Source organism: Lysinibacillus sp. ACHW1.5 (assembly GCF_022014815.1).
GTDB lineage: Bacteria > Bacillota > Bacilli > Bacillales_A > Planococcaceae > Lysinibacillus > Lysinibacillus capsici.
On record NZ_CP091777.1, the window covers coordinates 4,486,678 to 4,513,085 of the forward strand.

Consider the following 26,408-nt stretch of genomic DNA (forward strand, 5'->3'; position numbering starts at 1 on the left):
TAATACGTTTTCTGTTTTTATCTACTTCTTATTTAATTTCTTTAACAGTTAATTTCTTTTGGCTAACTTCATAAGTGACTACCACGTTTTTAATAATCGCCGTATCATCATAGGAGAGACTAGCTTCAAATTCTATGGTAGCATCTCCCTTCCATCTAAGATGATCCACATAGCTATAGTTTTCATGATCTGTTCGAATCCAAGTATCTAACCCTTGCTCAGCACCATATTTAACCCTTGAAGATTCTACTAACTCTGGGCTTACCATTCGCTCTTCCACATTGATGACTTCAACAAATTCACTTTTATTAGAGTTCGTGACAATAGTAATTAATTTCTGATCAGGTGAAGGAATTATCTCTTTAATATACATTGATGGACTGGAGAAGCTAGAATATGCCTCTAGCACATCATCTTTTATACGCCAAAGAACATTTTGGCTTCCGTAATCTGAATAATTATTGAATAAAGTAAAGAAGACGCTCCCATCTGCTAATTTATATACCTGCTGACTTTTAAAGCTTCCCGATAAAATATCGACAGCAAAAATAGCCGAATTTGCAATTTTTTTGTTATCACTTTGTATAAATGGCTGAATAGCCTTTAACGCCTTATTTCTCAACTTTTCATCATTATAGCTCTCTACTAGTCTATTTATTGCAATATAGATATACTCCTCTTTGTCACTATCTAGAGCTTTTAGAAATTTATCTGCATCATATTTTGTAGCTGGCATTAGTTCCATATCCTCTGCTGATAAATAACGAATATAAAGCTCATTATTTTGGTGTTTATAGTAAGCTGCTGCTATTGTGGCAGTAGAAACTGAGCTTACGATCATCATACTTATTACCACAGCGAGCCATTTTTTAGAAAAACTTTTCTTCTTTACTTCATAGTTGGCGGCTTCAATTAATTCTTCCTCTATAAATCCAATTTCACGATATAACTCCTCTTTTTTCATATATATAATCCCTCGCTTTCCAAATAAAATCTTAGTTTATTACGTGTCCTAAATAAGTTGGACTTAACTTTACTACTACTCATTTGAAAGTGTAAGGAAATATCTTTTATAGAATAGGAGTACCAATATCGTTGAATAAATATATTTCTAGATTGTTCATCTAAGGTATATAAAAATCGGCTAATGTATTGAGCAAGTTCACCCGCTTCATAGGATGTTTCTACCGTACGAGAAGAAGCTAGACATTCTTCCAGCTCTGTGAGAATGACCTCAAACTCATTGTTTCTCTTTTTGGCTGTATTATAGCTATGCTTATCAAGTGCAATATTACGTATGATTCTCCCTAAAAAAATAGATAGTTTTCTTGGTATCTGTGGAGGGATTGTGTTCCATGCAGCTAGGTAGGCATCATTCTCACATTCTTCAACATCCCTCAAATTTGCCAAGATTCTTCTTGCTATTACTCTACAATATGCTCCATATTTTTTCCTTGTTTCCAAAATAGCCTGCTGTGAGCGTTGTATGTATAAAGCAACTATTTTTTCATCGTCCATTTGCATTTTCTCCTTTTATGTACTCTTACTTATAAAGTAGATAATCCAAACAATTGGTTGCATGTTGTGACAAAAAATCTGCTAATGAAAAAACCGCACTCTTTTAGGTACGGTTCTCCACATTTCAAAATAAATTAGATAAAAATATTTGTATTGATGTAGGTAATAGCTGAAAGAATAATCCCTCATATTTAATATCCAGTATACCAGCGACGACAATAACAACAAAAATTAACAATAGAAAGATTTTCTTATTTTTAGAAATCCAATTCAATAGATGCCACTCCTCTAATCTAATCGTTAGCATGTTAAGTATAAGTCGATTGCTATCAAATAGCATCCTATTAATTGTCTGTCACCTAATTTTACAATGCTACATAAATTAAAATGATACGCTAAAAACGAGAAATATGTAAGAAGGGAATGGGTATGGTCAATTTTAAATCTTTTCGAGGTGTTATCACTCAAATCAATGATTTTCCTGTTGGACAAAACGGAGATAAGAACGGTTGTTATAAAATAATGACCTTAGAAGATGGTGCTGGTGGGGTCGTCAATTTTATTATTTCTCCCTCCACCTATTTTGTTAATCGTGAAATTGTAACAACCGGTGAATGGGTAACAGGATATTATGATGGAGATGCACCTGTACCGATGATTTACCCGCCACAATATCGTGCTTTAATTATTGTTAAAGAAAGCAATTATCATAATGTAAAGGTAGATTTCTTTAATCAACAATTACTGAGTAGTGATGGACAATTACAATTAAACCTTTCTCCTACTACGATTATTTCACTTAAAAATGGGCAACCTTTTACCAATAGTCCTGCCAATCGAAACCTCATTGTTGTTTATGGCCCTACCACTAGGAGTATTCCTGCTCAAACCACTCCCTACGAAATCATTGTTTGGTGTTAATTTAATCACATTTAAACAACGGCTTAAACCTCACTACGTGAATTTAAGCCGTTGTTGACTGTTATTCATTATTCATTATCATTTTTCATTTCATGTAATTGTTGTTTAATCTGCTCTAGATATTCTTTATTTTGCTGAACCGTATCCAAATGCTCACCATATTGTTCTGCATTGAAACGTGCATTTTCAGCATGCTTAATTTGATTAAATGCATGTTCTATTGCTATTTCCTCTGGATGTGATTTTGCATGCTTTAATAGACGATCCGCCTTTTGCACGGAGTTACTAAACAATGTGCTAGGATGATCCTGCTTCCAACTTGTATCGGAGTGCTTAGCCAATGTATATATCTTCCCTTCTTAAAAATGTTTTCATTGTTCTAGATGTAGTATTATGAAATGCTCTGATAATATGTATGGAAGAAAATAAACACAATATTTTCCAGGCTATAATCAAAGAACTAAGGCATATGCCTTAGTCCTTCTCTCAATGTCATGAATAGTTGTCAAATATAAATTAGTGCCATGCAGTCCTCTCACTGACTGGTTGCTTGATACCCGTTTTTCCTTTGGTTTCAGCAAAGTTATTGATTTGTGCTGAAGCTGAATCAAGCTCAAATTCAGCACCAAACTCCTCACGATGAAGTGTCTGACGCTGTTGATTTGTTTTATTTGCACTTTTCGTACCATTTGATCTGTTACGATTTGTATCCATATTTGACATAACCATCCTTCATCGATTATTTGAAAAGCTATAAAACCTTGTATAAGCTTTACGAACTTTTCATTCTAAAGTTTGTCCAAGGAGGAAAAAAGAATGTGCATTAATTATTATTTTTAGCTAAGTATAGAGTTGAGGAATTTTCAATTTTTGATTGTTAGTAAGTCGCTTGCAATCTTATTTTCTTTCTGACTATAATACTTGTATACAAGTATACTCAAAATCAAAAAGGGTGATATTATGAGCGAATATAATGATTATTTATATCCACAAAAATGGCTTTCTAAGGCTTCTACAGGTGATCGCGTAGCCTATGAACTTAGAATGCGTATTATTTCAGGTTTAATTGAAAGCGGTACCATTCTTTCAGAAAACAAACTGGCAGCTGATTTTGAAGTAAGCCGTTCACCCATTCGTGAAGCCTTAAGAATATTAGCTTCTGAAAATATCATTCGATTAGAGAAAATGGGTGCTGTTGTCATTGGTTTATCTGAAAAAGAGATTGAAGAAATTTATGATGTTCGATTGCTGATTGAAACATTTGTGTTTGAACGTCTCATAAAAATGGATACAACTAGCTTAGCACTAGAACTTAGCAAAACATTAGAAATGATGAAAGTTGCCATTAAGTATAACGATGCAGACGAATTTTCTTATCAGGATGTTATGTTCCATGAGACAATTATTCGTTCCATCGGACATTCCTATATCACCATGATTTGGAATAATTTAAAGCCAGTAATGGAAGGCTTGATTTTACTATCTATGCGCATGCGCTTTAAAGAGAAATATGAGGATTTTACTCGTATTGTGAAAAATCATGAGCTCTATATTGACGCTATTAGAGCCAAAGATCGAGAGCTTATGATTCAATCCTTACATGAAAATTTTGATGATGTTCAAGGCAAAGTAGAAGATTTATGGCGGTCACAGCAAATGCTATCTAAAGGGGTTGAGCCACAAAATGACTAACTATATGTTAGGTGTTGATATAGGGACTACTAGCACTAAGGCCGTATTATTTAGTCAACATGGGAAGGTTATTCAACAAGAAAATATTGGGTATCCATTATATACACCGGATATTTCGACAGCAGAACAAAATCCAGAAGAAATCTTTCAAGCTGTACTACAAGCCATTACCAACATTATGAAAGTCCATTCAGATAAACCATTACTATTTGTTTCCTTTAGTAGTGCTATGCATAGTGTGATCGCTATGGACGAAAATGATCAACCGTTAACACCTGTCATCACTTGGGCGGATAATCGTAGTGAAGCATGGGCACATAAAATTAAAACTGACTGGAATGGCCATGAAATTTATAAAAGAACAGGTACACCTATTCATCCAATGTCACCACTAAGCAAAATTACTTGGCTTGTGCATGAACATCCTGAAATTGCGCGCAAAACGAAGAAATATATCGGTATTAAAGAATACATTTTTAAAAAGTTTTTTGATCAATATGTCGTCGATTATTCATTAGCTTCGTGTATGGGTATGATGAATCTCCATACATTAGATTGGGACGAAGAAGCTTTAGCTGTTGCAGGTATTGCGAAAGCACAATTATCCACACTCGTACCAACAACTCAACTATTTTTAAATTGCAATGACCTTTTAGCTAAGCAAATGGGTATTGACCCACAAACACCTTTTGTCATTGGTGCAAGTGATGGCGTGCTCTCTAATCTAGGTGTGAACGCCATTCGAGAAGGCGAAATTGCTGTCACTATTGGGACAAGCGGTGCTATCCGTACCATAATTGATAGGCCCAAAACAGATGTAAAGGGTAGAATTTTTTGCTATGCACTAACAGAAAACCATTGGGTCATTGGTGGACCCGTAAACAATGGTGGTATGGTATTACGCTGGATTCGCGATGAGTTTGCCTCTTCTGAGATTGAAACAGCTAAAAGACTAGGTATTGATCCATATGAAGTGTTAACGAAAATTGCTGAACGTGTTAGACCTGGTGCTGATGGGCTGCTATTCCATCCCTATCTATCAGGTGAACGTGCGCCTTTATGGAATCCAGATGTCCGCGGTTCATTTTTTGGTTTAACCATGTCTCATAAAAAAGAACATATGATACGAGCTGCCCTCGAAGGGGTTATCTACAATTTATATACTGTCTATTTAGCATTACTGGAGTGTATGGAAAGCCCTGTCACTCGTATTCAAGCAACAGGCGGGTTTTCACGCTCTGAGATTTGGAGACAAATGATGGCGGATATTTTTGAATCCGAAGTGGTAGTACCTGAAAGCTATGAAAGCTCCTGTCTAGGCGCTTGTATTTTAGGCTTATATGCTACAGGAAAAATTGATTCCTTTGACGTTGTCGCTGATATGGTTGGTGACACTTATAAACATACGCCAATCGAAGAAGCAGCCAAAGAATATAGACAGCTACTCCCAATTTTCATTCGTTTATCTAGAGTTTTAGCAGATGACTATACGTCAATTGCTCAGTATCAAAGGAGCTTAATTAAGCCCGACTAAAGAGGAGGAGAATACATGCCATTAGTTATTGTAGGTATTGGTATTATTGCGCTGTTAATTTTAATAATGGGCTTTAAATTAAATACGTTTATTTCATTAATCATTGTTTCATTCGGTGTTGCTTTAGCTCTTGGGATGCCTTTAGATATTATCGTAAAAACGATTGAAGCAGGGTTAGGCGGAACATTAGGTCACTTGGCCTTAATATTTGGTCTTGGAGCGATGCTAGGAAAATTAATTGCCGATTCTGGGGGTGCACAGCGTATTGCCATGACCCTTGTGAATAAATTTGGAGAAAAGAACATTCAATGGGCAGTCGTAGCAGCATCCTTTATTATCGGTATCGCACTTTTCTTTGAAGTAGGTCTTGTGCTATTAATCCCAATTGTCTTCGCTATTTCAAGACAATTAAAGGTTTCTATTTTATATTTAGGAATTCCAATGACCGCAGCCTTATCTGTCACACATGGATTTTTACCACCACATCCTGGACCAACTGTTATTGCTGGCGAATTTGGGGCAAATATTGGTGAGGTGTTGCTTTATGGCTTTATCATCGCCATTCCGACTGTTATTTTAGCAGGACCATTATTTACAAAATTAGCGAAAAGGTTAGTGCCTGAATCATTCAACAAAACTGGAAATATTGCTTCTCTCGGTGAACAAAAAACATTTGAACTAGAGGACACACCGAGTTTTGGAATAAGTGTTTTTACTGCACTATTACCCGTTATTTTAATGTCCATTGCTACTATTATTACACTGTTACAAAAAACAATTGGCTTTGAAGACAATGGCTTCTTAGCAGGTATCCGCTTCATCGGTGAAGCTGGTACATCCATGTTAATTTCCTTATTAGTTGCCATCTATACAATGGGTATCGCAAGGAAAATTCCTATTAAGCAAGTAATGGAGTCATGTACAACAGCAATATCCCATATCGGTATGATGCTCTTAATTATTGGGGGCGGTGGTGCCTTCAAACAAGTTTTAATTGATGGTGGTGTCGGTGATTATGTAGCTGAACTCTTCCATGGAACTACCTTATCGCCAATTTTACTAGCATGGATTATTGCGGCTATTTTACGCATTTCATTAGGGTCAGCTACGGTTGCTGCTTTAACAACAGCTGGGTTAGTCATTCCAATGTTAGGTCAAAGTGATGTAAACCTTGCCTTGGTCGTGTTGGCAACAGGTGCAGGAAGCTTAATTGCTTCACATGTTAATGATGCAGGTTTCTGGATGTTTAAAGAATATTTTGGATTGAGCATGAAGGAAACATTCGCTACTTGGACCTTGCTAGAAACAATTGTATCTGTGGCTGGTTTAGGGTTTATTTTATTACTTAGTTTATTTGTTTAAAAAATGTTTAAAAAGGAGCAAGTACAATGTTAAATACAATTGGCGTTATTGGATTAGGTGTTATGGGCAGTAATATCGCTTTAAACATGGCTAATAAGGGCGAGCAAGTAGCCGTTTATAATTACACACGAGATTTAACCGACAAACTTCTACAAAAGGTTGAAGGACAAGCGCTTACTCCTTACTATGAAATAGAAGAGTTTGTACAAGCTTTAGAAAAACCAAGAAAGATTTTTTTGATGGTGACAGCTGGAAATGCTATTGATTCAGTTATTCAATCAGTAGTGCCTTTCCTTGAAAAGGGCGATGTCATTATGGATGGCGGCAACTCTCATTATAAAGATACAGAGCGTAGATACGATGAACTTAAAGCTTTAGGAATTGGGTATTTAGGGATTGGTATTTCTGGTGGTGAAGAAGGAGCTTTGACAGGACCATCTATTATGCCTGGTGGTGATCAAGAGGTCTATAACAAAGTAGCACCTATACTGACAAAGATTGCAGCACAAGTGAATGATACACCATGCTGTACGTATATTGGTCCCAAGGGCGCAGGACACTTCGTCAAAATGGTACACAATGGAATCGAGTATGCAGATATGCAACTCATTGCGGAGGCTTATACGTTTTTAAGAAAAAATATAGGATTATCCGTTGAGGAAATTGCTACTATCTTTGAAACATGGAATCAGGGCGAATTGAAAAGCTATTTAATCGAAATAACAGCTGAAATCTTAAGGAAAAAAGATGAGATAACAGGATTACCACTCATTGATATGATACTTGATAAAGCTGGTCAAAAAGGTACTGGGAAATGGACAAGCCTGCAATCTATAGACAATGGTATTCCTACATCAATTATTACGGAGGCCTTATTCGCTCGCTATATTTCATCATTAAAAGAGGAACGAATTCAAGCAGAGGCAATACTATCTGGACCAAATTATAAACAGCAAAATTTAGATAGAGATGTCTGGATTGAATACGTCCGCCAAGCGCTATATATGGGGAAAATATGTGCTTATGCGCAAGGATTTACACAATATAAAATGACATCAGAGCTTTATGAATGGCGTTTACCATTAAAAGAAATTGCATTAATTTTCCGTAGTGGTTGTATTATTCGAGCAGAATTTTTAAATGTTATTAGTGAAGCCTATCAAAAGCAACCTTCGCTAAATAATTTATTAATTGACCCATACTTTGCAGAAAAGACGATGGACTATCAAAATGGATTAAGAAAAATAGTTTGTGAAGGCATCCAAGCAGGAAACGCGTTCCCTTGCTTAAGTGCTTCTCTCACATATTACGATAGTTATCGAACAGGTTCATCTAATGCTAATATGTTACAGGCACAACGTGATTATTTCGGTGCGCATACGTATGAACGAATTGATGCACAAGGTGTTTTCCATACAAATTGGTAAGTAAAAAGCTAACATATACATCATTGCCTCAATGATTGTATATGTTAGCTTTTTTATTCTAGAAAAACATGTACTCGGTTACGTCCTGCTTGTTTTGCCGCATACAGTGCTTTGTCCGCATTGTTTAATAGCTGATACAGTGTCTCTTGTCCCTTTGTACCTTCTGCTACACCACAGCTAATAGTAGTACGAATTGCTCCCTCAGTAGTCATAAGTGGCTGGGATTCTACGCTATTACAGAGCAAATTAGCTAATGCTTGCCCCTCTAATAATGTAGAGTCCTTGAGTGCAAGAACAAATTCCTCACCGCCATACCGTGCAAACAGTTCTCCTTTTTTCAACACACTCTGACAAACCTTTACGACATGAACTAGTAATTGATCACCGATAGCATGCCCATACGTATCATTGACGTTTTTAAAATGATCGATGTCCATTAAAATGACAGTAAAAGCTGAGGATGATTCTCTTGCCTCGCTGTAAGCCTGATTACATTGTTGAAAAAAAGCTCGACGATTATAAATTTGTGTAAGTTCATCGTAAAAAGCGAGTTGCTCTAACTGTCTTTGTAGCTCCTTCAACTCTGTTATATCAGTGAAAATAAGTAATAACCCCTTACCATGATTAACATGTTGCAGCTCTGTAACACGCACTTGATAAGTATGATCAGAAAGCACCATCTCGATGTCTTGCGTATTCACCACTGCCTCCAATGTAAATGGCATCAATTGTCCAGTTACTTCAATCCATGTTTCCCCAATATCCCTACCAATCATGAATCTAGTTAGCTGAGGAAATACCTTGCTGCAGGCTTGATTAAACTCTATTAATCGAGCAGATTCATCTAACACAATAACCCCATCATTGATACTATGAAATATTGCATCCTTGGCAACAGGCATCACCCTAAATAATCGTGAGGAATTAATAGACCATAAATATAAAAATGAAGAAGCCCATAATACCATAGGAACAGGATCAACTCCTTGAGGTGTTAAGCCCAATAAATAGATGAATGCTGTTATCATAGGAATAAGTTGACCACACATTAAGGCAATTAATTGTTGCCGGTAGGCCTTAGTAGTCTCTTTCCAATGGATTAATACTAATAAGAAGGATACGAACATACAGCCAAAAGTAAATATGCCATGAATGATATACCATATACCAATTTCCTGATGAACATAAGGTGCCCCTAATATAGGATCTATTTCAAATACTCTATAATGAAAATGGTGTATATCATTTGTAGCAACCATGATTAAGCTAATAAATGGAATGGCAAGAAGAGCCATTATCTTTTTCCTTGTCAGATGAAAGCCTAGGTATTGCATGATAAACAATAATCCGAGAGGCGTTGAAAAAGCCATACCTACATATTGGATGGCCGTCCAAACCTTTATGGCACTCAATGTTGTAGCGATTAAACCAAAAGCAGAGGCAAAACAATATACCGCAATTAATGCGGTATAACTAATAAACAATTGAGCAATTTTTGTATAATTGTAGCGTTTTAGAAATACGTATAAACATAAATACAAATTTAGTACACCTGATGTACAGCTAAGAGTAATGAAAGCAGTCAATTGCGAATTCATGTCTATGTACCTCTTTATATTTTTAATTTTAATGTAGCATACATATAAAATTTTGTGGATTTATTTATCGATTAATTTTTTAAGGAGTAACGAATATGATCAATAAGAATAACTCAGAAATCATTTTCTTTTCTGATCCAGTTGAAAATCTAACCCACCCCTTTTATAACAAACAAATTGTATTCACAGGCGCCCTTTCTACCATGACACGATCCGAAGCCGCCAAACAAGTAAAAGCCTATGGAGGGTATTTACAGGGAGCTGTTACACAACATACTGATTTCGTTGTTCTTGGTAATAAACGTAGGGGTATAAGCGCCAAGCAGCATAAAGCTGAGCAGCTAATTCATCAGGGGCAAGACATTCAAATATTAATAGAAGATGATTTTTTATGGCTTATTTCGATCCCAAAGAAAGATGATAAGTAAAAAGAGTATGTAAGGTTGTTCTTCTTACATACTCTTTAAATTTTTTACTTTATCGGAACGGTACAGCAATAGGCTTTAATGTATATGGCTCTTTTATCGGTTCTAATGCCCCTGTACTATCCTTAATTTTGTATAGACCTACTACAGGGGTAATCATAATCGAGGTAGCTTGTTCATCAAATTTGTTTACAACAATACGTGGAAAATTTTCACGCCCTTTGAAATCTGTAGTATGACTAGTTCCTCTAAAATGAATGACATTATAATCATTCCCTAAATCATCTGTCACAATATAGTCAATGAAAACTCCTCGCCAAGCTTCATTTTCTTTTCCCACCAAGACTTCTTCGGAAAGATAAAATGTTGTAGCGATAGGTGTTTTCGTTATTTTAAAAGCTTCAATTTTTATACCTTCCCCTTCTGTTTTCATACTATCCTTTTCCACCCTTATTGTTTTACTTTCAAGCTTCTCTAAAGTAAATTCAAATGCCCAGTCCCCTGCTACTGAATTATTTACATTATTTAAATCAACAATTTGATTTCCTTGAAAATTAATGTGAACTTCCTCGGGCTTAGAGCCTCTAATGAGTTCAAAAATATACAATACTGCATACTCATTGCTGTTTATCTTTTGAACCATATAATTTGTTGAAGAGCCTCCATATCGATACCTATTTCCAAATTCCTTAGCAGTTAGTTCACGATTGTCACCATATAAAACTGGCCTTTCTCCTAAATCCTTTTCACTTTTAATAGTGTAAGCAATAGTAATATTTTCGCCATCATATACAGCATCTGTGACAGTGACTTCAACTTCATTACTTTCTTGGCTCACTCCGACACTTGTAGAATACTGATCATAATTGTTAAATACATACCTTTCATCATCAATAAACAATTCGAATATACTTCCGATAAACGGTAAATTTGCAGCAAATGTAGGAAACGTATAACCAAGTGTCATGCTGGATGCAATAAAAAAAGTAGCTGCAACAATAAAATTTTTAATGAAATGCCTTTTCTTTTTGACCCTCATGACATTTCTTTTCACTCTCTCTTTTTCAAGCGAGCTCACTTCCATCGGCTCTATATTTATATCAAGATTTAAATCATTAAATTGTTTATACAGCTTTTTCATGTCATACTTCCCCCCAAACGAATTTGCTGTAATCGTTTTTTCCCACGATATAATCGATTATCAATAGCGGCTTTTGTTAAACCACAATGAGTAGCAATTTCTTCGTTTTTCATATTTAAAAAGTATTTCATCGTAAAAATATCACGGTCTAATTGCTCTAATTGCGTCATCATGATGAGCACTTCCTCCGTTGTTGTCTTGATTAAGTATTCCTCTTCAGCCGATATTGCGACTTCACCTGTTTCATTTAGCTCATAAAAATATGGCGTTTTAGACAACCTTCTTTGTTTCGAAATGGCTTTAAACTTTGCTATCGTGCAAATCCATCTTCTAAAATCCTCTTTATCGCCTCTAAATTGTTTAGCATTTTCATAAGCCCCTAGAAATGTATCACTAATACATTCCTCTATTATTTGAGGATCATTATAGGATTTTAGAGCATTATAAATAATCGCTTTGATAATCCCCATATATTCATCAATGACATATTGAAGTGCTTCTTCTCGTTTTTTCTTAAGATGTTTTATAAAATTTTCATCTGTTACCCTCATGCAAACACCCTTTCTTCCACAAACATAAAGGATCCTTTATATAAAACATCGCTCAATCTTAAATTTCTTCTCATATTACTCAAAAATATTTATAATTTCAATTTTTTAACAAATATAAAAGGCTAAATCTCATTGATTTAGCCTTTTTAATGTTTATAGTATAGATTTTAACCAATAGCATTGGGACGAAAACTATTTGTTTACCTTAGGTGCTGGATAATCAAAGCCCTTTGTTTCCACCTCTACCTTTTTCATCTGCTGATCTTCTAGTGGTTTATTTGTAGCATCTCGCTCTGCTCCAACAATGGCATCAACTGTTTCCATACCTGCAATCACCTTGCCAAAAGCAGCATATTTCCCATCAAGATGTGATGCTTCCTTTACCATAATGAAAAATTGTGAGCCTGCTGAGTTTGGATCATCTGAACGAGCCATCGAAATAACACCACGTTCATGCTTCATATTATTTTCAAATCCATTTGAGGTAAACTCACCATCAATCGAATAATCAGGTCCTCCAGTACCATTCCCTTTAGGATCTCCACCCTGAATCATAAAATCAGGAATAACTCGATGGAAAATAAGACCATCATAGAATCCATCTTTTACTAAAGCAATAAAGTTAGCCACTGTATTTGGTGCTACAGTAGGCTCCAATTCAATAACAATTTTTTCATCATTGCTCATCGTAATCGTCACAATTGGATTTTCCCTCACTTTTGACGCATAATCCACTGCTTCTTGTGTTTCTTTAGCTGTGTTTCCCTCAGTTTTCTCACTATCCTTAGCTGTACCACAGCCTGTCAAAACAACAATAATGGCTAGCAGAGATAGCATAAAATACAAACCTTTATTACGTACGAACATATCCTTTCAACTCCTCTTGTTAAGCATCCATTCATTATAAAACTATCCAAACTGTAGGACAAATCCAAGAGAGACAATGACAGAATATTCCTACCATTGTCTCTTTTTATTTCTACTATATTAATTTCGTAGGTTGCTATTAATTCACATTATTTTTAATAAATCATAATACCCTTGTCTAATACAGATTGATTTTGTACCTGATTCCCTAAAATATATAGCTTTTTTAAGTTAGGCAAATTCACTAAAGGTTCTACATTCGAAATAGCATTATTTTCTAAATGAAGCACCTCTATTTGTTGCCAATTTCCCAAGAAATTTAACGATTGTAGTGAATTATCTTGTAAAGTGAATGAACGTAAATTTGTAAAGCCAGCAAAGTAAGGCATGATCTTATCTACTTCTTGCACCCATTCCCCATTACCAATTTGAATGGAAACATCATTTAAAGTTAAATGCTCCAGCACGTTGTTCGTAAATGGCTTGCTATTCACCTGAAAATTACATTCATGACAGTTTAGCATTTTTACATGCTGTAAATTGAATAAGTCATTGGTTTCATAAAAGAGAGTCTCATTTAAATTGATTGCTTGCAAATGAGGTAGGTCATTTAATGAACGAATACCATTAAGAGTTCCATACTCCATGACTGTAAGCTGTTCTAGCTGTGGATATTTCAGTAGCTCTGCACCATTCAATTGCGAATCCGATCCACTTATAGAAACCGTCAAATCTCTTAAAGCGGGTGCCTCTAGCTTTGGTAAAAATGAACTCTTCAGCTCTGCCTTTTTCAAATGGGGCGCTACAATCGATGAAATATCACCATGATAGCCAGTTAACGATAACTCCGTCAATGACGTTAGACTGTTAACCATATCCAACAATTCCACTTGACCAGGAGAAGCTAAACGTAGCTTTGTTAAAGATGACATATTTCTAAGTCTATCTAAATTGATGATATTCATGTTTTCAAGATCTAAAGATTGTAGTTTAGGCATGTTTTGTATAAAATCAAGCGTTTTTAAATTTCTTACTGACGTAAGCTTCAATTCTTGTAATTGAGTCAATGAGTAAAGTGGGCTAAAATCCGTAGCTTCACTAATGTCTATTGCTAACGATTCTAGATTAGTTAGTGTAGACAGCCACTTTAAATCATTAATTGATTTTAAGGAAAGTGATTTCAGCGATAATTTATTTAGAATCTGAAAATCTGTCACCTCTTCAGCCACATAAGATAGTTCTAGCGATTGAAGATTGGGGAACTCTAATAATAAAGCAAGTTCATCATTACTTCTAATTTGGATAGAGAACTCTTTAACATTTGACTTATCACTAAAATATCCTGCGATTTTACTAAATGATTCATTAAAACTACCTGTATAACTTTTTAAGTTTTCAAGATGTTGGAAGCTTACTTTTTCACTTTGTGATATTTCATAATCATTCATGAGCTTTAAAACCGTTAATCCAGTAAAGGCCTCAAAGTCCTTTTGTTCAATTTTTTGCGTATTTAATAATTTATCCATAATGATATAAGTAGAAATTTTAGCTTCCTTATTTGTAAAAGGATCTTCTAGACTATAATCAAAATGCCATTGATCATCAGAATAGTAGGCAGCCAAATATCGAATACTTGCAATCTCTTCTTTTGCTGGCATCGTCTCACCTTTATCAAAAATATCTTTTAAAAAGAACAGAAGAACTTCACTTTCAGGCATTGTTCGAACGGATAGTTCTTCACGGTTTCCATCCTCTGTTTGATTACTACTTAAAAGGAAATACCCAAGGAATACACACATCATGACAATTGGTATCATAAAGAGCAGTTTTAAATTTGTTTTTGGACGGGATGTTGTATTCGGAGAAGCTGTTCCATAATAATTATTAATCGTTTGATCAACATAATAAATTTTATTCTCTTTCAACATGATTTCCGTGTCACAAAAAGGACATTTGAATGTTTGCTCTTCTTTATATTCAATTTTCCCATTACAATTTGGACAATTTAATTTAATAAATTCCACTGGCAGCCCCCCAGCACTATTTTTCCATTAAGCTTAGTTGTCTAAAAAATAAATGTCAATATTTACGAAATATAGGCAAGCAATCTAAAACTAAATTTTAAGTGCCTAGTCAGCTTTTTGAATTCTCCATAACAGCAGAATTGGAAACATCTAACTAAATTTACAATAACCCTATACTTGGATTATTAAAGTTTGCCCAGGCTATATCACTGTTAATGTACCTAACCATTCTATAGGCTACTGGCTTAAAACCGCACTTAGGCCAAAATGTCGATGCAGCAAGATTAGTTATTCTCCAATCTGTAATGATATTCTCATAGCCCGCCTCTTTCATCCTTCTATAGCCTTCATTCATCAGCTTTTTTCCCACGCCTCTTCCCATTTGAGAAGAGTAAGTACCTGCAATCGTTAGCTCTATTGCATGCTCAGGTGTCATCAAATCTGAATGTATAGGATAATATTTTTGAAATCCTAATTCCTGCCCATCCTTTACTGCAACGAAACATGTATCATCATTCTCCTCTACTATATTTTTATATGAGTCTTTTATGCTCATGACAACCTCAGGGAATACAGGCTCAAATGTAGGTGCGGAATTTTGATACGATTGAATGATCTTAGACATTTTCCCCAGCATTTCACTATCCATTTTATTTGCAACCCTAATCTCTGCATTACATATATTCTCAAATGGTTTATAATCCCCAATGTTCATGACCCCATGTACTTGTTGTATAGAAAAGCTTAATCGTTGGTAGGCATCATAGTAAGCCTGATTTCCAAGAGGGATGATCGTGTAATGCATAAAGCAACCTTGCTCTAGCCATACCACTGAAATCTCTGCATATAATTTTCTAATAAGCTCAGCGGATTGATCCTTTCTGATTGCCAATCCTTCATAGGGTACCCATACATGTCTGCCTCTTAGAGAGTCATTCTTGATGACTCCGATTAAATATCCTACTAGGTCATCTTTAATAAATGCTCCAATCCCCTTAATAGTATGATGAGCAAATAAGTTTTCAAGCATATTTGTTATATGTTCAGCATGAAGACAGCTGTTGTTTAGAAATGGATATACTTCACCCTCAAGGCTCTGTCTATTTTCGAGTAATTCAGCCATTGTGGGTACATCATTCACATCGATTGTTTTATATTTATATTTTCCCACTTCAACTCTCCCCCTAAATTTCTACATTATATTACATATTATATCATTATAGATAATACAGGATTTTGTTGGATATTTTTAATTACTTTCTAATCTATGAGAGCCAAAGTCTAATTACAATGATGAATTTCTATCCTTAAGCTAAGCCAATTAACTATGTAGAAATAAAATAAATATGATATCTTTTTGCAAGGTAGTATTTTGGAAAGAGAGGATTTTTAGCAATGAATCAAAAAAATTTCTGGCTTGATTTACCACGGCCATTCTTCATTTTAGCTCCAATGGAGGATGTGACAGATGTTGTATTTCGTCATGTCATTCAAGAAGCAGGGAGACCCGATGTATATTTTACGGAATTCACCAATACGACGAGCTATTGTCATCCAGAAGGGTTAGATAATGTGCGTAACCGCTTAGCTTTTACAGAAGATGAACAGCCTATTGTTGCACATATTTGGGGGGACAACCCTGAACATTTTCGTCAAATGAGTATTGGTATGAAGGAACTAGGCTTTAAGGGAATTGATATTAATATGGGCTGCCCAGTTGATAATGTAGCAGAAAGAGGTAAAGGAGCTGGATTAATTCTTTATCCTGAACGAGCCGCAGATATTATTCAAGCAGCCAAAGCAGGGGGCTTACCCGTTAGTGTCAAAACAAGACTTGGCTTTACAGATGTAGCAGAATGGCGTGAGTGGCTTACACATATTTTAAAACAGGATATCGCCAATCTTTCTATTCATCTCCGTACACGGGAAGAGATGAGCAAGGTCGCTGCACATTGGGAATTAATTGGAGATATCAAAAAACTACGTGATGAAGTTGCTCCCAACACATTACTGACGATCAACGGTGATATTCCTGATCGTTTAACAGGTCTAAAACTAGTTGAGCAATACGGTATCGATGGTGTAATGATTGGGCGCGGGGTGTTTTCAAACCCATTTGCCTTTGAAAAGGAACCTAAAGAGCATAGTGCCAAAGAATACCTTAATTTACTATACTTACACCTTAATCTTCATGACCACTATTCCAAGGAATTCGAAACACGTTCATTTAAAGCATTACAACGTTTCTTTAAAATATATGTACGTGGCTTCAAAGGGGCTAGTCAATTGAGAGTTCAATTACTGGGTGCACATTCTACGGATGAAGTCCGTGAATTACTAGCTACGTATATTGCCCACGAACTAAAGGAGAAAAAATAAGAGGAGATTGGCTATCGCCACTCTCCTTTTTATTTGCTTTTACTTGTAATCAAATCCTTCTTTAGAGGAGAATTGTCTAAAACAAACACTAGCATATAGGGAAAACTAATCTAATTTCTCATAAAAACATTTTATGATATGATGTTTAAATTGTGTGTCTACTAAGTAACACCGTTATATTCATCAAAGAAAGAGGTATTTATGCATCATACACAGTTATCCAAACAACATTGGTTACTTATCTTAACACTTGCATTATTAACATTTGTTCTCGGGACAAGCGAATTTGTTATTGTTGGGATCTTAACTGAAATTTCTTCAAGCCTTCATATGACAAATGCAAAAGCAGGCACACTCGTTTCTGCGTTCGCCATCACATTTGCCATCGCTACACCACTCGTGATGTCAGCAACAAGCCATTTTCCAAAGCGTAAATGGATGTTGTTTTTGATAGGTTCCTTCATTGCCTTAAATGCTCTGTGTGTAATTTCAACGAGCTATATTATGCTCCTTATACTTCGAGTTATGACCGCGATTGTAACAGGTGTATTGATCTCTCTAGCCATGATTGTTGCAAGCGAAACCATGCCGATTAATAAACGCGGCCTTGCTATATCATTTGTTTTCGGTGGTTTTACACTGGCCAATGTAGTTGGAGTACCCATTGGAATTGTAATCGCTGAATGGTACGGCTGGAATGCCACTTTTATGTTAACCACTCTTCTCGGAGGGTTGGCGTTTGCGGCATCTTTTTTTGTCTTACCTACTCGACTCAGCCAAGTACGAAGCTCAATACGGGATCAATTTTCTTTAATGATTCAGCCTCGAATTTTAATTGCCTTTTTCATTCCTGCTCTCGGGTTTGGTGCAACCTATGCAGTCTTTACGTACCTTGTTCCTATTTTAAAGGGAATGGGTGCACCAAATAATTCTATAAGTTTAATCTTATTCGGCTACGGCTTTCTTTCGATTTTCAGCAACATTCTTGCCGGTAAAATTGCCACTCACAATGCCATCGGCCGACTTCGGTTTGTCTTTCTCGCACAAGCTATTGTATTGACAAGCTTATTTTGGACAACAAACCATTTTATTTTAGGATTAGCGAACATCGGACTAATGTCACTAATGGCCATCCTCTTAACAACATCTACTCAACTTTATTTAATAGATTTGGCCGAAATTTATAAACCAGATGCTAAAGGACTCGCTGCTTCTCTTATGCCCGTGGCAAGTAACGTAGGCATCGCTTTTGGGTCTGCATTAGGCGGCATTGTATATCATCAAGGAAATTTGATGAATGTCACATGGGTCGGTGGTATAGTTGCCGTCAGTGCAAGTCTACTAACTTTCTTTAGTTATCATTTAGACCTTAAACAAAAGAAAACAGCATAAAAAATGCAAGAGGTACCTTAGAAAGAATATAAATCAAACAGACCCATTCGAATAAAGCGAATGGGTCTGCTTACATGTAATCCGTATCTTCATAATAAGGAATAATTATTCTGAAATAATATATTCCCCTTTCATTGGACCAATTTTATTTAAAATAATTGCACCAATCATTTGTATAATTGTCTTCACAATAATTTGCCCCAAAATGGCGGCAGGTACCGCTTCCCATGGCAATATATTGGCACCAAGTGGACTTAAGCCGATTACTACGAAAATTGCAGAATCTAGAAATCCTCCAACAATACCACTGTAGAACACACGCCAAGCCATTGGTAATTTTAATCGAGTATAAATTTCAGTATCAGCCGTTTCAGCGACAACAAATGATAGTGCTGAGGCTACTACAATTAAAAGTGTATCACCTAGTAGGAATGACACCACAGCTGATAAAATTAAAGCTGTAATAATAAATAAATACGTCTTTTTTCTACCATATTTATTTTGTACTAGATCCCGAAAAATAAAGGTTGCCCCAATTAAAAGCGTTCCCATTGGGACAATAAACATACCAAAATGGAATGGTGCAAATGCTGCCGTTACCACATTAGCAATAACAATAGATAATAAATAAAATAATATTCTCAAACTATTACTCCTCAAGTAAATTTAATTTTTGTAAGAGTACCCTACACGCCTCTTTTATTTCCCCAAACAAGGGCATGTAACTGTGGCAGTACCTTAACATCTCTTAAATCCTCATCCTTCATTACTCTATCAATTAGTGCACGATATTTATCCAATAAATGCATTATTAATAGTGAATCATCAGTTGTCGTGAGATTATCATTACCGACTTGAAGATAAAAGGGAATCATGGGATATCGATGGTGAATTTGTTTAGCATAATCGTAATCCTCTTGATTAAAAACGACTATTTTAAGGGATACATGGTGATTATTGTTTCGATATTCAAGTTTTTCGAAGATATAAGAAAGCACCGAGTAATCTGTGGTCATCCCAGAGCTAGGTGGTTTTGGTGAAATTGTCAGTTCATCAACCTCATACATCCATTTTTGCCACCTACTCCCCTGTGTTTCCACCCCAATTTGTATATCATTTTCTTTTAAAATGGCAATAAGCTCTGCTAGATTCGGATTGAGTGCAGGATTACCCCCTGAAATCGTAACAAATGAAAAACCATTGCCTCCAAGCCGCTTCAGCTCAGACCAAATCTCTTCCGCTGTCATTTGGACAATAAGGTGCTTTCCACTGCCATCCCACGTAAACGATGAATCACACCAAGAACAGGAATAATCGCAGCCCGCAGTTCTTACAAACATTGTCTTCTGGCCAACGATCATACCCTCTCCTTGAATCGTTGGCCCAAAAATCTCGATAACAGGTACTTTACTCAACTTCCATCCACTCCCTTCTAGCTTCTGCATAGCTTGTTGGAGTCTCGTAAAGCCTGATAAACTCTACACGTACACCGTTATATCCTTCATCACGCAAGGCCTCAGTCAACTTTTCGTAAATCCAAACAACAATATTCTCTGCCGTCGTATTCATGAGTGGAAGCGTTTCATTTAAATAACGGTGATCCAAATGAATCTCTATTTTTTGTTTCCATATTTCTTTTATATCGCCGAAATCGATCATCAAACCACGTTCATCAGTGTAGCCACTCAGTCCTAATATGACTCGATAGGTATGCCCGTGTAGATTTTTACATTTCCCTTCATAATGATGTAGATGATGGGCAGCATCGAAGGTAAATTCTTTGCTTATGAGAACACGCTTTGCATGATATTTCAATTGATTTCTTTGAATATCCACATCAATTCTCTGGAGTCTCTCAACGATTTTAAAATCTGACATGCCTTAAGACTCCTTCCTATAACTTAAATACTCATCAAGCCCTTTATTTCGTAATTTACATGCTGGGCATTCACCACATCCATCTGCTATAACACCGTTATAGCAAGTCAACGTTCTTTGTCGTACAAACTCAAGTGCCCCAAGCTGATCAGCTAATTCCCATGTTTGTGCCTTATTCAGCCACATCAAGGGTGTATCAATCACAAAGGAATCATCCATCGATAAATTTAACGTTACATTTAAGGATTTAATAAAGACATCTCGGCAATCCGGATAGCCACTAAAATCAGTTTCACAAACACCTGTTACAATATGCTTTGCCCCTACTTGGCTCGCTAAAACGCCCGCAAATGAAAGAAAAAGGAGATTGCGGCCAGGCACAAAAGTCGATGGGAGCTCACCATTTTCTCCGTCCTTCACCTTTATGTCTTGTCGTGTCAATGCATTCGGAGCAAGTTGATTCAGGAGAGACATATCAAGTATGTGATGCTTGATACCAAGCTCCTCTGTTATCACCTTCGCACAGTCAATTTCAAGACGGTGCCTTTGACCATAATCGAAAGTTACTGCCTCAATCTCTTCAAAGCGTTCTTTTGCCCAGAACAAACAAGTTGTGCTGTCCTGACCTCCACTAAATACTACAATTGCTTTTTCCTTTTTCATCTATAAAAACTCCCTTATATCGAAAAAACAGCACTCTAAGAAAAAGTGCTGCTTTCTTCTTAGTTTTTTTAAGAGGGTAGCTAAAAACCTCTGTCTTGCTTCATTTATCGATTATCAATTTTTTCTGGGTTAAGATCGTGGTTCATTAAACGATAATTGGCGATTTCTTCGTATTTAGTTCCTGGCTTCCCATAGTTACACCATGGATCAATCGAGATACCCCCACGTGGAGTAAATTTCCCCCAAACCTCTATATATCTTGGATCAAGTAATGCAATTAAATCATTCATAATGATATTCACGCAATCTTCATGGAAATCGCCGTGATTTCTAAAACTGAATAAATACAACTTTAGAGATTTACTTTCAACAATTTTTTTATCTGGGATATATGAAATGTACATCGTAGCAAAATCCGGCTGATTTGTAAGCGGACATAAACTAGTAAACTCTGGGCAATTAAACTTAACAAAATAATCTCGATTAGCATGAAGATTATCCACTGCCTCTAATACCTCAGGTGCATAATCATAGGAATACTTTGTACCTTGATTACCTAATAGGGTCAAATCCTTTAATCCTTCTTCATGACTTCTGCCAGACATAAAAAAACCTCCTTGTAAAATGTTTCCCAACACTTTTCAAGAGAGGCATCACCAATCATTCTATTTAAAACATAAGTAAACAGATAAAAAAAAGCCACGTCCGATATGGACATGGCATATTGTCATGTTTCCATAGTTTTTTATAGAGGGTATCAGCTATGAACCTCTCCCGTTCTAGTCCGGGCATTCTTTTCTTCAATATCGTACAAAAAATAATACAGGACGTCAAATAGATTTTTTATAAAACTCTTAAATGATAAAAAGTACGAATTACTGTAAGTCTATACTCATTTGAAAGTTCTACTTTTTTATTAAATTACTAGGAAAATAGAATTAATCCATTTTTGACAAAGTAATACTAATTATCAATATTTTGAGATTTTTCAATATTCCGATATTCGAATTATCTCACCTGTGATAAATTGGAAATATCACATTAAACTGAAAAGTGTGATAATTAAGAGCGGAGGGAGAAATGAGATTTGAAAAAGTTTAAGTTTACGAAGTTTTTAAGTAGTATGATAGCTTTCGTTATGGTGCTTTTTCTATTGGTTCCATTATCGAGTGCTAATGCTGAAGATTCGAAGCCATTCAAGCAGGATAGCCAAAGTGAAAGTATATTTCAATTAAAGGCGGCTATCGCTGAACAGCTAAGCTTGTCTAAAGATGGTCCAACTCTTCACGAAAGCTTACAAAATGTATCAGGCAATCAAGAAGTTGCAGTCATCGTACATTTATCTGAAAAGCCTGTGGCACTAGAGCAAGGAATGAGCCAATTGAAAGGCCAAAAGTTCTCTAATGCGCGAGCAAATGAAGTTCGATCAAATGTAAAATCTCAACAAGCACAAGTTAAGAAAGAATTAGCTACTAAAAATGTTCAAATGACTCAAGGCTACACATTTGATACTGTTTTAAACGGTTTTGCAGCAACTGTGAAAGCAAATGATCTCCCAAAGCTGCTTTCAATAGAAGGAATAACATTAATTGAACCTGATGCAATTGTTTACGCATCTGAAGATAATACAATGAAATCATCAGAACTGATTAAGGAAGATCAATTAGAGGCTCAAATGAATACAAGTATTTCTTTCCTCGGCATCGAACAGCTTTGGAATGAAGGAATTGAAGGACAAGGTATAAAGGTAGCAGTATTAGATACTGGTATTGACACAGATCACCCTGAGTTCGCCGGAATTTACAAGGGTGGGAAAAACTTCATTCCAAATTCATCAACTTACACAAAGCCTCGGGCAGATGACGATGCATCGGAAACCTTGCCTTCTGAGCGTCCTGCTGGAACACCTGAATTTAATGAAAAGGGAAGCTCGTTCTATACTTCTCACGGTACTCATGTTGCTGGAACTATTGCAGCAATTGGAGCTAACAATTTCGGCATTAAAGGAATTGCTCCAAAAGTAGACCTTTATGCTTACCGTGTTCTTGGTGCATATGGAAGTGGGGCTACATCTGGTATTGTTAAAGCAATTGAAACGGCTGTCACAGAAAAAATGGACATAATCAACCTTTCTCTTGGTGGGGGGGCTAACTCTGAAACGGACGCTGGTTCATTTGCTATTAATAATGCAATGATGGCTGGAACAATCGGAGTAATTGCAACAGGGAACTCCGGCCCAAATCGAGGAACAATGGGCACGCCTGCAACCGCTCGTTTAGGAATTGCTGTGGGTAACACAACAAATCCAGAAACAATGTATAACGGTGAAGTGAATGTTACAGTTGGTGACTACAACTTAACAAAACAGCTCCCATTAATGGGAACAACTTTTGGAAGGGATTTAGCAACACAGCTTCAAGGAGAATTTGACCTAGTTGCTATTCCTGGAAACGGAGAAGTAAAAGACTATGAGGGAATCGATGTAGAAGGTAAAGTGGCATTAATCTCTCGTGGCAGTATCGCATTTGTTGATAAAATTGCGAATGCAAAGGCAAATGGAGCAGTCGCCACAATTATTCATAACTTTGCTGGTGGAACAAATGCACCTAATATTTCAGGTACATTCCTGGGTGATTCTTTTGCTTTTCTACCAACATTTGATATGTCCCAAACGGATGGCAATGCAATTCGTGCTGCATTAGCCGGTGGAACTGGAAAAGTTAGCTTTAGTCAATTTACTTCTACAAAGACACTGGGAGATGAAGTAAACGATTCAAGTTCCCGTGGCCCATCTACGCCAAACTTTGATATTAAACCAGATGTAAGTGCACCTGGAACAAACATTATGTCAACGATTCCAATGTATAAAAAGGATTTCCCTGATGCTGATTACGCAGAGGCATATGATCGTAAAACAGGAACTTCTATGGCAACACCGCATATTACAGGTATTGTTGCATTACTTAAACAAGCAAATCCTGATTGGAATGCGTTCGACATAAAAGTGGCGCTTTCTAATACAGCAAAGGTTTTAGATAAAACAAAATACGATGTGTTCTCTCAAGGTGCAGGTCGTGTAAATGCTTATGCTGCAGCACATCCAGAAATTCTTGCCTATGCATTGGATAGTGCAATTTTAGATGGAACAGGAGCTGTTTCAGAAAACTTAAAAGGGACAGTTACTTTTGGTCCACAATCACTTAAAGACCAGGATATTTCCGTAACAAAACAAGTTTTAGTAAAAGATATAAAGGGGAACGGCGGTAATTATAATGTATCAATTGATGTGACAAAATCATTTGGTGATGCAACTGTTACAGTCGACCAGCCAACATTTAATCTAGTTGGTGAGCAAGTGTTAAATCTTACATTAACGGCTTCACAAGCTACAGCTCCAAACGGCTCGGAAATACTGGGGTATATTCACATCAGCGGTGGTGCTACAGAAATTTCATTGCCATTCGCAGCTGACTTTGGAAGCGAGGCAGTAACTGAAATTAAAGATTTAAAGATTACAGAAACAGATCTATCCTTTAATGGAGATGGCGTGAAGGATTCAGCTGTACTTTCATTTACATTAACTGGCGATGTAACAACTAACTATATCGAGCTATGGGATATTATGAATCCTCAAGGTGGAGAATATGGTGATGGCTACATCGGTTATCTACATGCAGGTACTGCGCTAGGAAAAGGCTCTTATACGCTGAATATCGCTGGGCAATACAAACCATGGGGAACAGAACCTGCCACAACAATTCCAGATGGTCTCTATACTATTGACTTTACTGGTCTTGCGGCATCAGGGGTAGTTTCCGATTATGTTGGACCAATTATCGTGAAAACAACTAAACCAGAAATTACTGGTTCAGTAGCTGAAGGTGTCGCTACAGGAAAGGTAACAGATAAGTATATCGACTACAATGAAGAGTTATATTTATATGGTTTAAACTACAATTTAAATGATAAATTAAAAGCTTCCTATATTGCGACTGTGAATGGCGAAATACAAGCGCCAGTTCCTTTTGAATTAAATCAAGACGGTAGCTTCACATTCCCAGTAACAACAGAAACTAATGCTGTATCAGTAAAAATTCAAGACGCTGCAGGGAATGTTGGTGAAGCATTAATATTTGAAAAAGATGTAGTTGAACCAAAAGTAACACTTTCTGTCAATCCAACTGAGCTAGACCTAACAGCTGGGGAATCTGCACAACTTACAGTAACAGAGACAACTACTCCTCCAGAAGGTGAAGCAACAGAGGAAGATGTAACTTCAAAAGCTACTTATGTTGTGGGAGATGAAAATGTTGCAACAATAGCAAATGGATTAGTAACTGCTATAGGTGAGGGCACGACTACGATTACTATTTCATATGGTGATCATGAAGTTACGGTAAATGTTACAGTAAAAGCACCTGTTGTAGAAACACCAATCGTAACACTAGAAATTGACCAAGCTCAGGTTGAAACTAGAATAGGTAAAGAGGTTATGGTTAAGATTACTGAAGTAACTACTTTTGAGGGTAGAACAACAGAAAAAGATGTTACTACGCTTGCAACCTACGAAGTAGCAAATGATAAAATAGCTACTGTAAAAGCAGGGGCTGTAAAAGGTAAAGGTCAAGGTACTACGACAATTACAGCAACGTATGGTGACCACACATTAACATTTGATGTATTAGTTGAAAAGCCGGGCAATGGTAACGGCAATGGCAATGGCAATGGCAATGGCAATGGCAACGGCAATGGCAACGGCAATGGCAATGGCAACGGCAACGGCAATGGCAATGGCAATGGCAATGGCAATGGCAACGGCAATGGCAATGGTAATGGTAATAATGAAGTTACCGAAGTTGAGTTATAATTAAACAAGTACCGTTCCAGCAAAAAGAGAAATTGCGCTTTGCAATTTCTCCTTTTGCTATTTAAATTTCACTTACTCATGATAAGGTTGGCTGTAACGAGTCTATGTGCAGTTTTTCTGTACAAGCTTTATCTAGTAATCATATATTTAATGCAAACCCATAAGAGAT

Annotated in this window: 25 protein-coding genes and 1 riboswitch; of the genes, 9 read left to right on the top strand and 16 right to left on the bottom strand. The window is 36.4% G+C overall.

All coding sequences use genetic code 11. The features are described 5' to 3' along the window. Positions 1-28: 28 nt before the first annotated feature. From L6W14_RS22600 to L6W14_RS22610, 3 genes are all read right to left on the bottom strand, one after another. The gene (locus tag L6W14_RS22600) at positions 29-964 is read right to left on the bottom strand and encodes a hypothetical protein (RefSeq protein ID WP_131521762.1); all 936 of its coding nucleotides are present in this window, start codon (positions 962-964) and stop codon (positions 29-31) included. After that, on the bottom strand, positions 961-1,518 hold the full coding sequence (locus L6W14_RS22605; protein ID WP_237898934.1) for an RNA polymerase sigma factor: 558 nt from the start codon (positions 1,516-1,518) through the stop codon (positions 961-963). Before L6W14_RS22605 ends, L6W14_RS22600 begins: the two co-directional genes overlap by 4 nt. A 124-nt stretch (positions 1,519-1,642) precedes the next feature. Then, positions 1,643-1,792: a hypothetical protein gene (locus L6W14_RS22610; RefSeq protein ID WP_227744973.1), complete on the bottom strand. Its 150-nt coding sequence runs from the start codon at positions 1,790-1,792 to the stop codon at positions 1,643-1,645. 155 nt (positions 1,793-1,947) lie between these two features. Here L6W14_RS22610 and L6W14_RS22615 point away from each other — a divergent pair, with 155 nt between their 5' ends. Further along, entirely contained in the window at positions 1,948-2,439 is a 492-nt protein-coding gene (locus L6W14_RS22615) for a hypothetical protein (RefSeq protein WP_131521759.1), read from the top strand. A gap of 68 nt (positions 2,440-2,507) precedes the next feature. On the opposite strand, the gene L6W14_RS22620 is transcribed toward L6W14_RS22615, so the two are convergent. Together L6W14_RS22620 and L6W14_RS22625 are read right to left on the bottom strand one after the other, a co-directional pair. Then, positions 2,508-2,780, bottom strand: a complete 273-nt coding sequence (locus L6W14_RS22620; protein WP_131521758.1) for a hypothetical protein — start codon at positions 2,778-2,780, stop codon at positions 2,508-2,510. A gap of 175 nt (positions 2,781-2,955) precedes the next feature. Next, positions 2,956-3,162: a hypothetical protein gene (locus L6W14_RS22625; RefSeq protein WP_131521757.1), complete on the bottom strand. Its 207-nt coding sequence runs from the start codon at positions 3,160-3,162 to the stop codon at positions 2,956-2,958. A 237-nt stretch (positions 3,163-3,399) separates the two neighbouring features. On the opposite strand from L6W14_RS22625, the gene L6W14_RS22630 reads away from it, so the two are divergent. From L6W14_RS22630 to gnd, 4 genes are read left to right on the top strand one after another with little or no spacing between them, the layout of a single operon-like run. Beyond that, the gene (locus L6W14_RS22630; RefSeq protein ID WP_131521756.1) at positions 3,400-4,131 is read left to right on the top strand and encodes a GntR family transcriptional regulator; all 732 of its coding nucleotides are present in this window, start codon (positions 3,400-3,402) and stop codon (positions 4,129-4,131) included. Beyond that, positions 4,124-5,665: a gluconokinase gene (gene gntK / locus L6W14_RS22635; RefSeq protein ID WP_131521755.1), complete on the top strand. Its 1,542-nt coding sequence runs from the start codon at positions 4,124-4,126 to the stop codon at positions 5,663-5,665. Before L6W14_RS22630 ends, gntK begins: the two co-directional genes overlap by 8 nt. Positions 5,666-5,680: 15 nt before the next feature. Continuing rightward, the gene (locus tag L6W14_RS22640) at positions 5,681-7,027 is read left to right on the top strand and encodes a GntP family permease (protein ID WP_131521754.1); all 1,347 of its coding nucleotides are present in this window, start codon (positions 5,681-5,683) and stop codon (positions 7,025-7,027) included. Positions 7,028-7,053: 26 nt separating this feature from the next. Beyond that, positions 7,054-8,454, top strand: coding sequence for a decarboxylating NADP(+)-dependent phosphogluconate dehydrogenase (gene gnd, locus L6W14_RS22645; protein WP_131521753.1), 1,401 nt, complete (start codon positions 7,054-7,056; stop codon positions 8,452-8,454). Positions 8,455-8,507: 53 nt separating this feature from the next. On the opposite strand, the gene L6W14_RS22650 is transcribed toward gnd, so the two are convergent. Next, complete coding sequence (locus tag L6W14_RS22650) at positions 8,508-10,052, bottom strand: histidine kinase N-terminal 7TM domain-containing diguanylate cyclase (protein WP_237898939.1); 1,545 nt, start codon at positions 10,050-10,052, stop codon at positions 8,508-8,510. 95 nt (positions 10,053-10,147) lie between these two features. On the opposite strand from L6W14_RS22650, the gene L6W14_RS22655 reads away from it, so the two are divergent. Next, positions 10,148-10,480, top strand: a complete 333-nt coding sequence (locus L6W14_RS22655; protein WP_131521751.1) for a BRCT domain-containing protein — start codon at positions 10,148-10,150, stop codon at positions 10,478-10,480. Positions 10,481-10,529: 49 nt separating this feature from the next. Here L6W14_RS22655 and L6W14_RS22660 read toward each other — a convergent pair whose 3' ends face one another. The 5 genes from L6W14_RS22660 to L6W14_RS22680 form a co-directional block, all read right to left on the bottom strand. Next, positions 10,530-11,618: a DUF4179 domain-containing protein gene (locus L6W14_RS22660; protein ID WP_131521750.1), complete on the bottom strand. Its 1,089-nt coding sequence runs from the start codon at positions 11,616-11,618 to the stop codon at positions 10,530-10,532. Then, on the bottom strand, positions 11,615-12,169 hold the full coding sequence (locus L6W14_RS22665; RefSeq protein WP_131521749.1) for a sigma-70 family RNA polymerase sigma factor: 555 nt from the start codon (positions 12,167-12,169) through the stop codon (positions 11,615-11,617). Before L6W14_RS22665 ends, L6W14_RS22660 begins: the two co-directional genes overlap by 4 nt. A 192-nt stretch (positions 12,170-12,361) precedes the next feature. Then, a complete protein-coding gene (locus L6W14_RS22670) occupies positions 12,362-13,036 on the bottom strand; it encodes a peptidylprolyl isomerase (protein WP_237898940.1) in 675 nt (224 codons plus the stop codon). A 155-nt stretch (positions 13,037-13,191) separates the two neighbouring features. Then, on the bottom strand, positions 13,192-15,060 hold the full coding sequence (locus tag L6W14_RS22675; RefSeq protein WP_237898941.1) for a leucine-rich repeat domain-containing protein: 1,869 nt from the start codon (positions 15,058-15,060) through the stop codon (positions 13,192-13,194). A 160-nt stretch (positions 15,061-15,220) separates the two neighbouring features. After that, positions 15,221-16,231, bottom strand: a complete 1,011-nt coding sequence (locus L6W14_RS22680; protein WP_237898947.1) for a GNAT family N-acetyltransferase — start codon at positions 16,229-16,231, stop codon at positions 15,221-15,223. A gap of 224 nt (positions 16,232-16,455) precedes the next feature. On the opposite strand from L6W14_RS22680, the gene L6W14_RS22685 reads away from it, so the two are divergent. After that, positions 16,456-17,439: a tRNA dihydrouridine synthase gene (locus tag L6W14_RS22685; RefSeq protein WP_237898950.1), complete on the top strand. Its 984-nt coding sequence runs from the start codon at positions 16,456-16,458 to the stop codon at positions 17,437-17,439. A gap of 201 nt (positions 17,440-17,640) precedes the next feature. Further along, positions 17,641-18,831: an MFS transporter gene (locus L6W14_RS22690; protein ID WP_131521744.1), complete on the top strand. Its 1,191-nt coding sequence runs from the start codon at positions 17,641-17,643 to the stop codon at positions 18,829-18,831. A gap of 105 nt (positions 18,832-18,936) precedes the next feature. Here L6W14_RS22690 and L6W14_RS22695 read toward each other — a convergent pair whose 3' ends face one another. The 5 genes from L6W14_RS22695 to queF all read right to left on the bottom strand — a co-directional run bounded on the left by L6W14_RS22695 (position 18,937) and on the right by queF (position 21,977). Continuing rightward, entirely contained in the window at positions 18,937-19,476 is a 540-nt protein-coding gene (locus L6W14_RS22695) for a VUT family protein (RefSeq protein ID WP_131521743.1), read from the bottom strand. Positions 19,477-19,517: 41 nt separating this feature from the next. After that, positions 19,518-20,246 (bottom strand): 7-carboxy-7-deazaguanine synthase QueE, encoded by a 729-nt coding sequence (queE, locus tag L6W14_RS22700; RefSeq protein WP_237898955.1) that lies wholly within the window; start codon positions 20,244-20,246, stop codon positions 19,518-19,520. Then, positions 20,239-20,709, bottom strand: coding sequence for a 6-carboxytetrahydropterin synthase QueD (gene queD / locus L6W14_RS22705; protein ID WP_237898959.1), 471 nt, complete (start codon positions 20,707-20,709; stop codon positions 20,239-20,241). Before queD ends, queE begins: the two co-directional genes overlap by 8 nt. Before the next feature lie 3 nt (positions 20,710-20,712). Then, positions 20,713-21,372 (bottom strand): 7-cyano-7-deazaguanine synthase QueC, encoded by a 660-nt coding sequence (queC, locus tag L6W14_RS22710; RefSeq protein WP_054548829.1) that lies wholly within the window; start codon positions 21,370-21,372, stop codon positions 20,713-20,715. Between the two features lie 104 nt (positions 21,373-21,476). Continuing rightward, a complete protein-coding gene (gene queF, locus L6W14_RS22715; RefSeq protein WP_004233404.1) occupies positions 21,477-21,977 on the bottom strand; it encodes a preQ(1) synthase in 501 nt (166 codons plus the stop codon). Between the two features lie 126 nt (positions 21,978-22,103). Then, positions 22,104-22,150: riboswitch (PreQ1 riboswitch) on the bottom strand. A 309-nt stretch (positions 22,151-22,459) separates the two neighbouring features. On the opposite strand from queF, the gene L6W14_RS22720 reads away from it, so the two are divergent. Next, positions 22,460-26,239: a S8 family serine peptidase gene (locus L6W14_RS22720; protein WP_237898961.1), complete on the top strand. Its 3,780-nt coding sequence runs from the start codon at positions 22,460-22,462 to the stop codon at positions 26,237-26,239. The last annotated feature ends 169 nt before the right edge of the window (positions 26,240-26,408 follow it).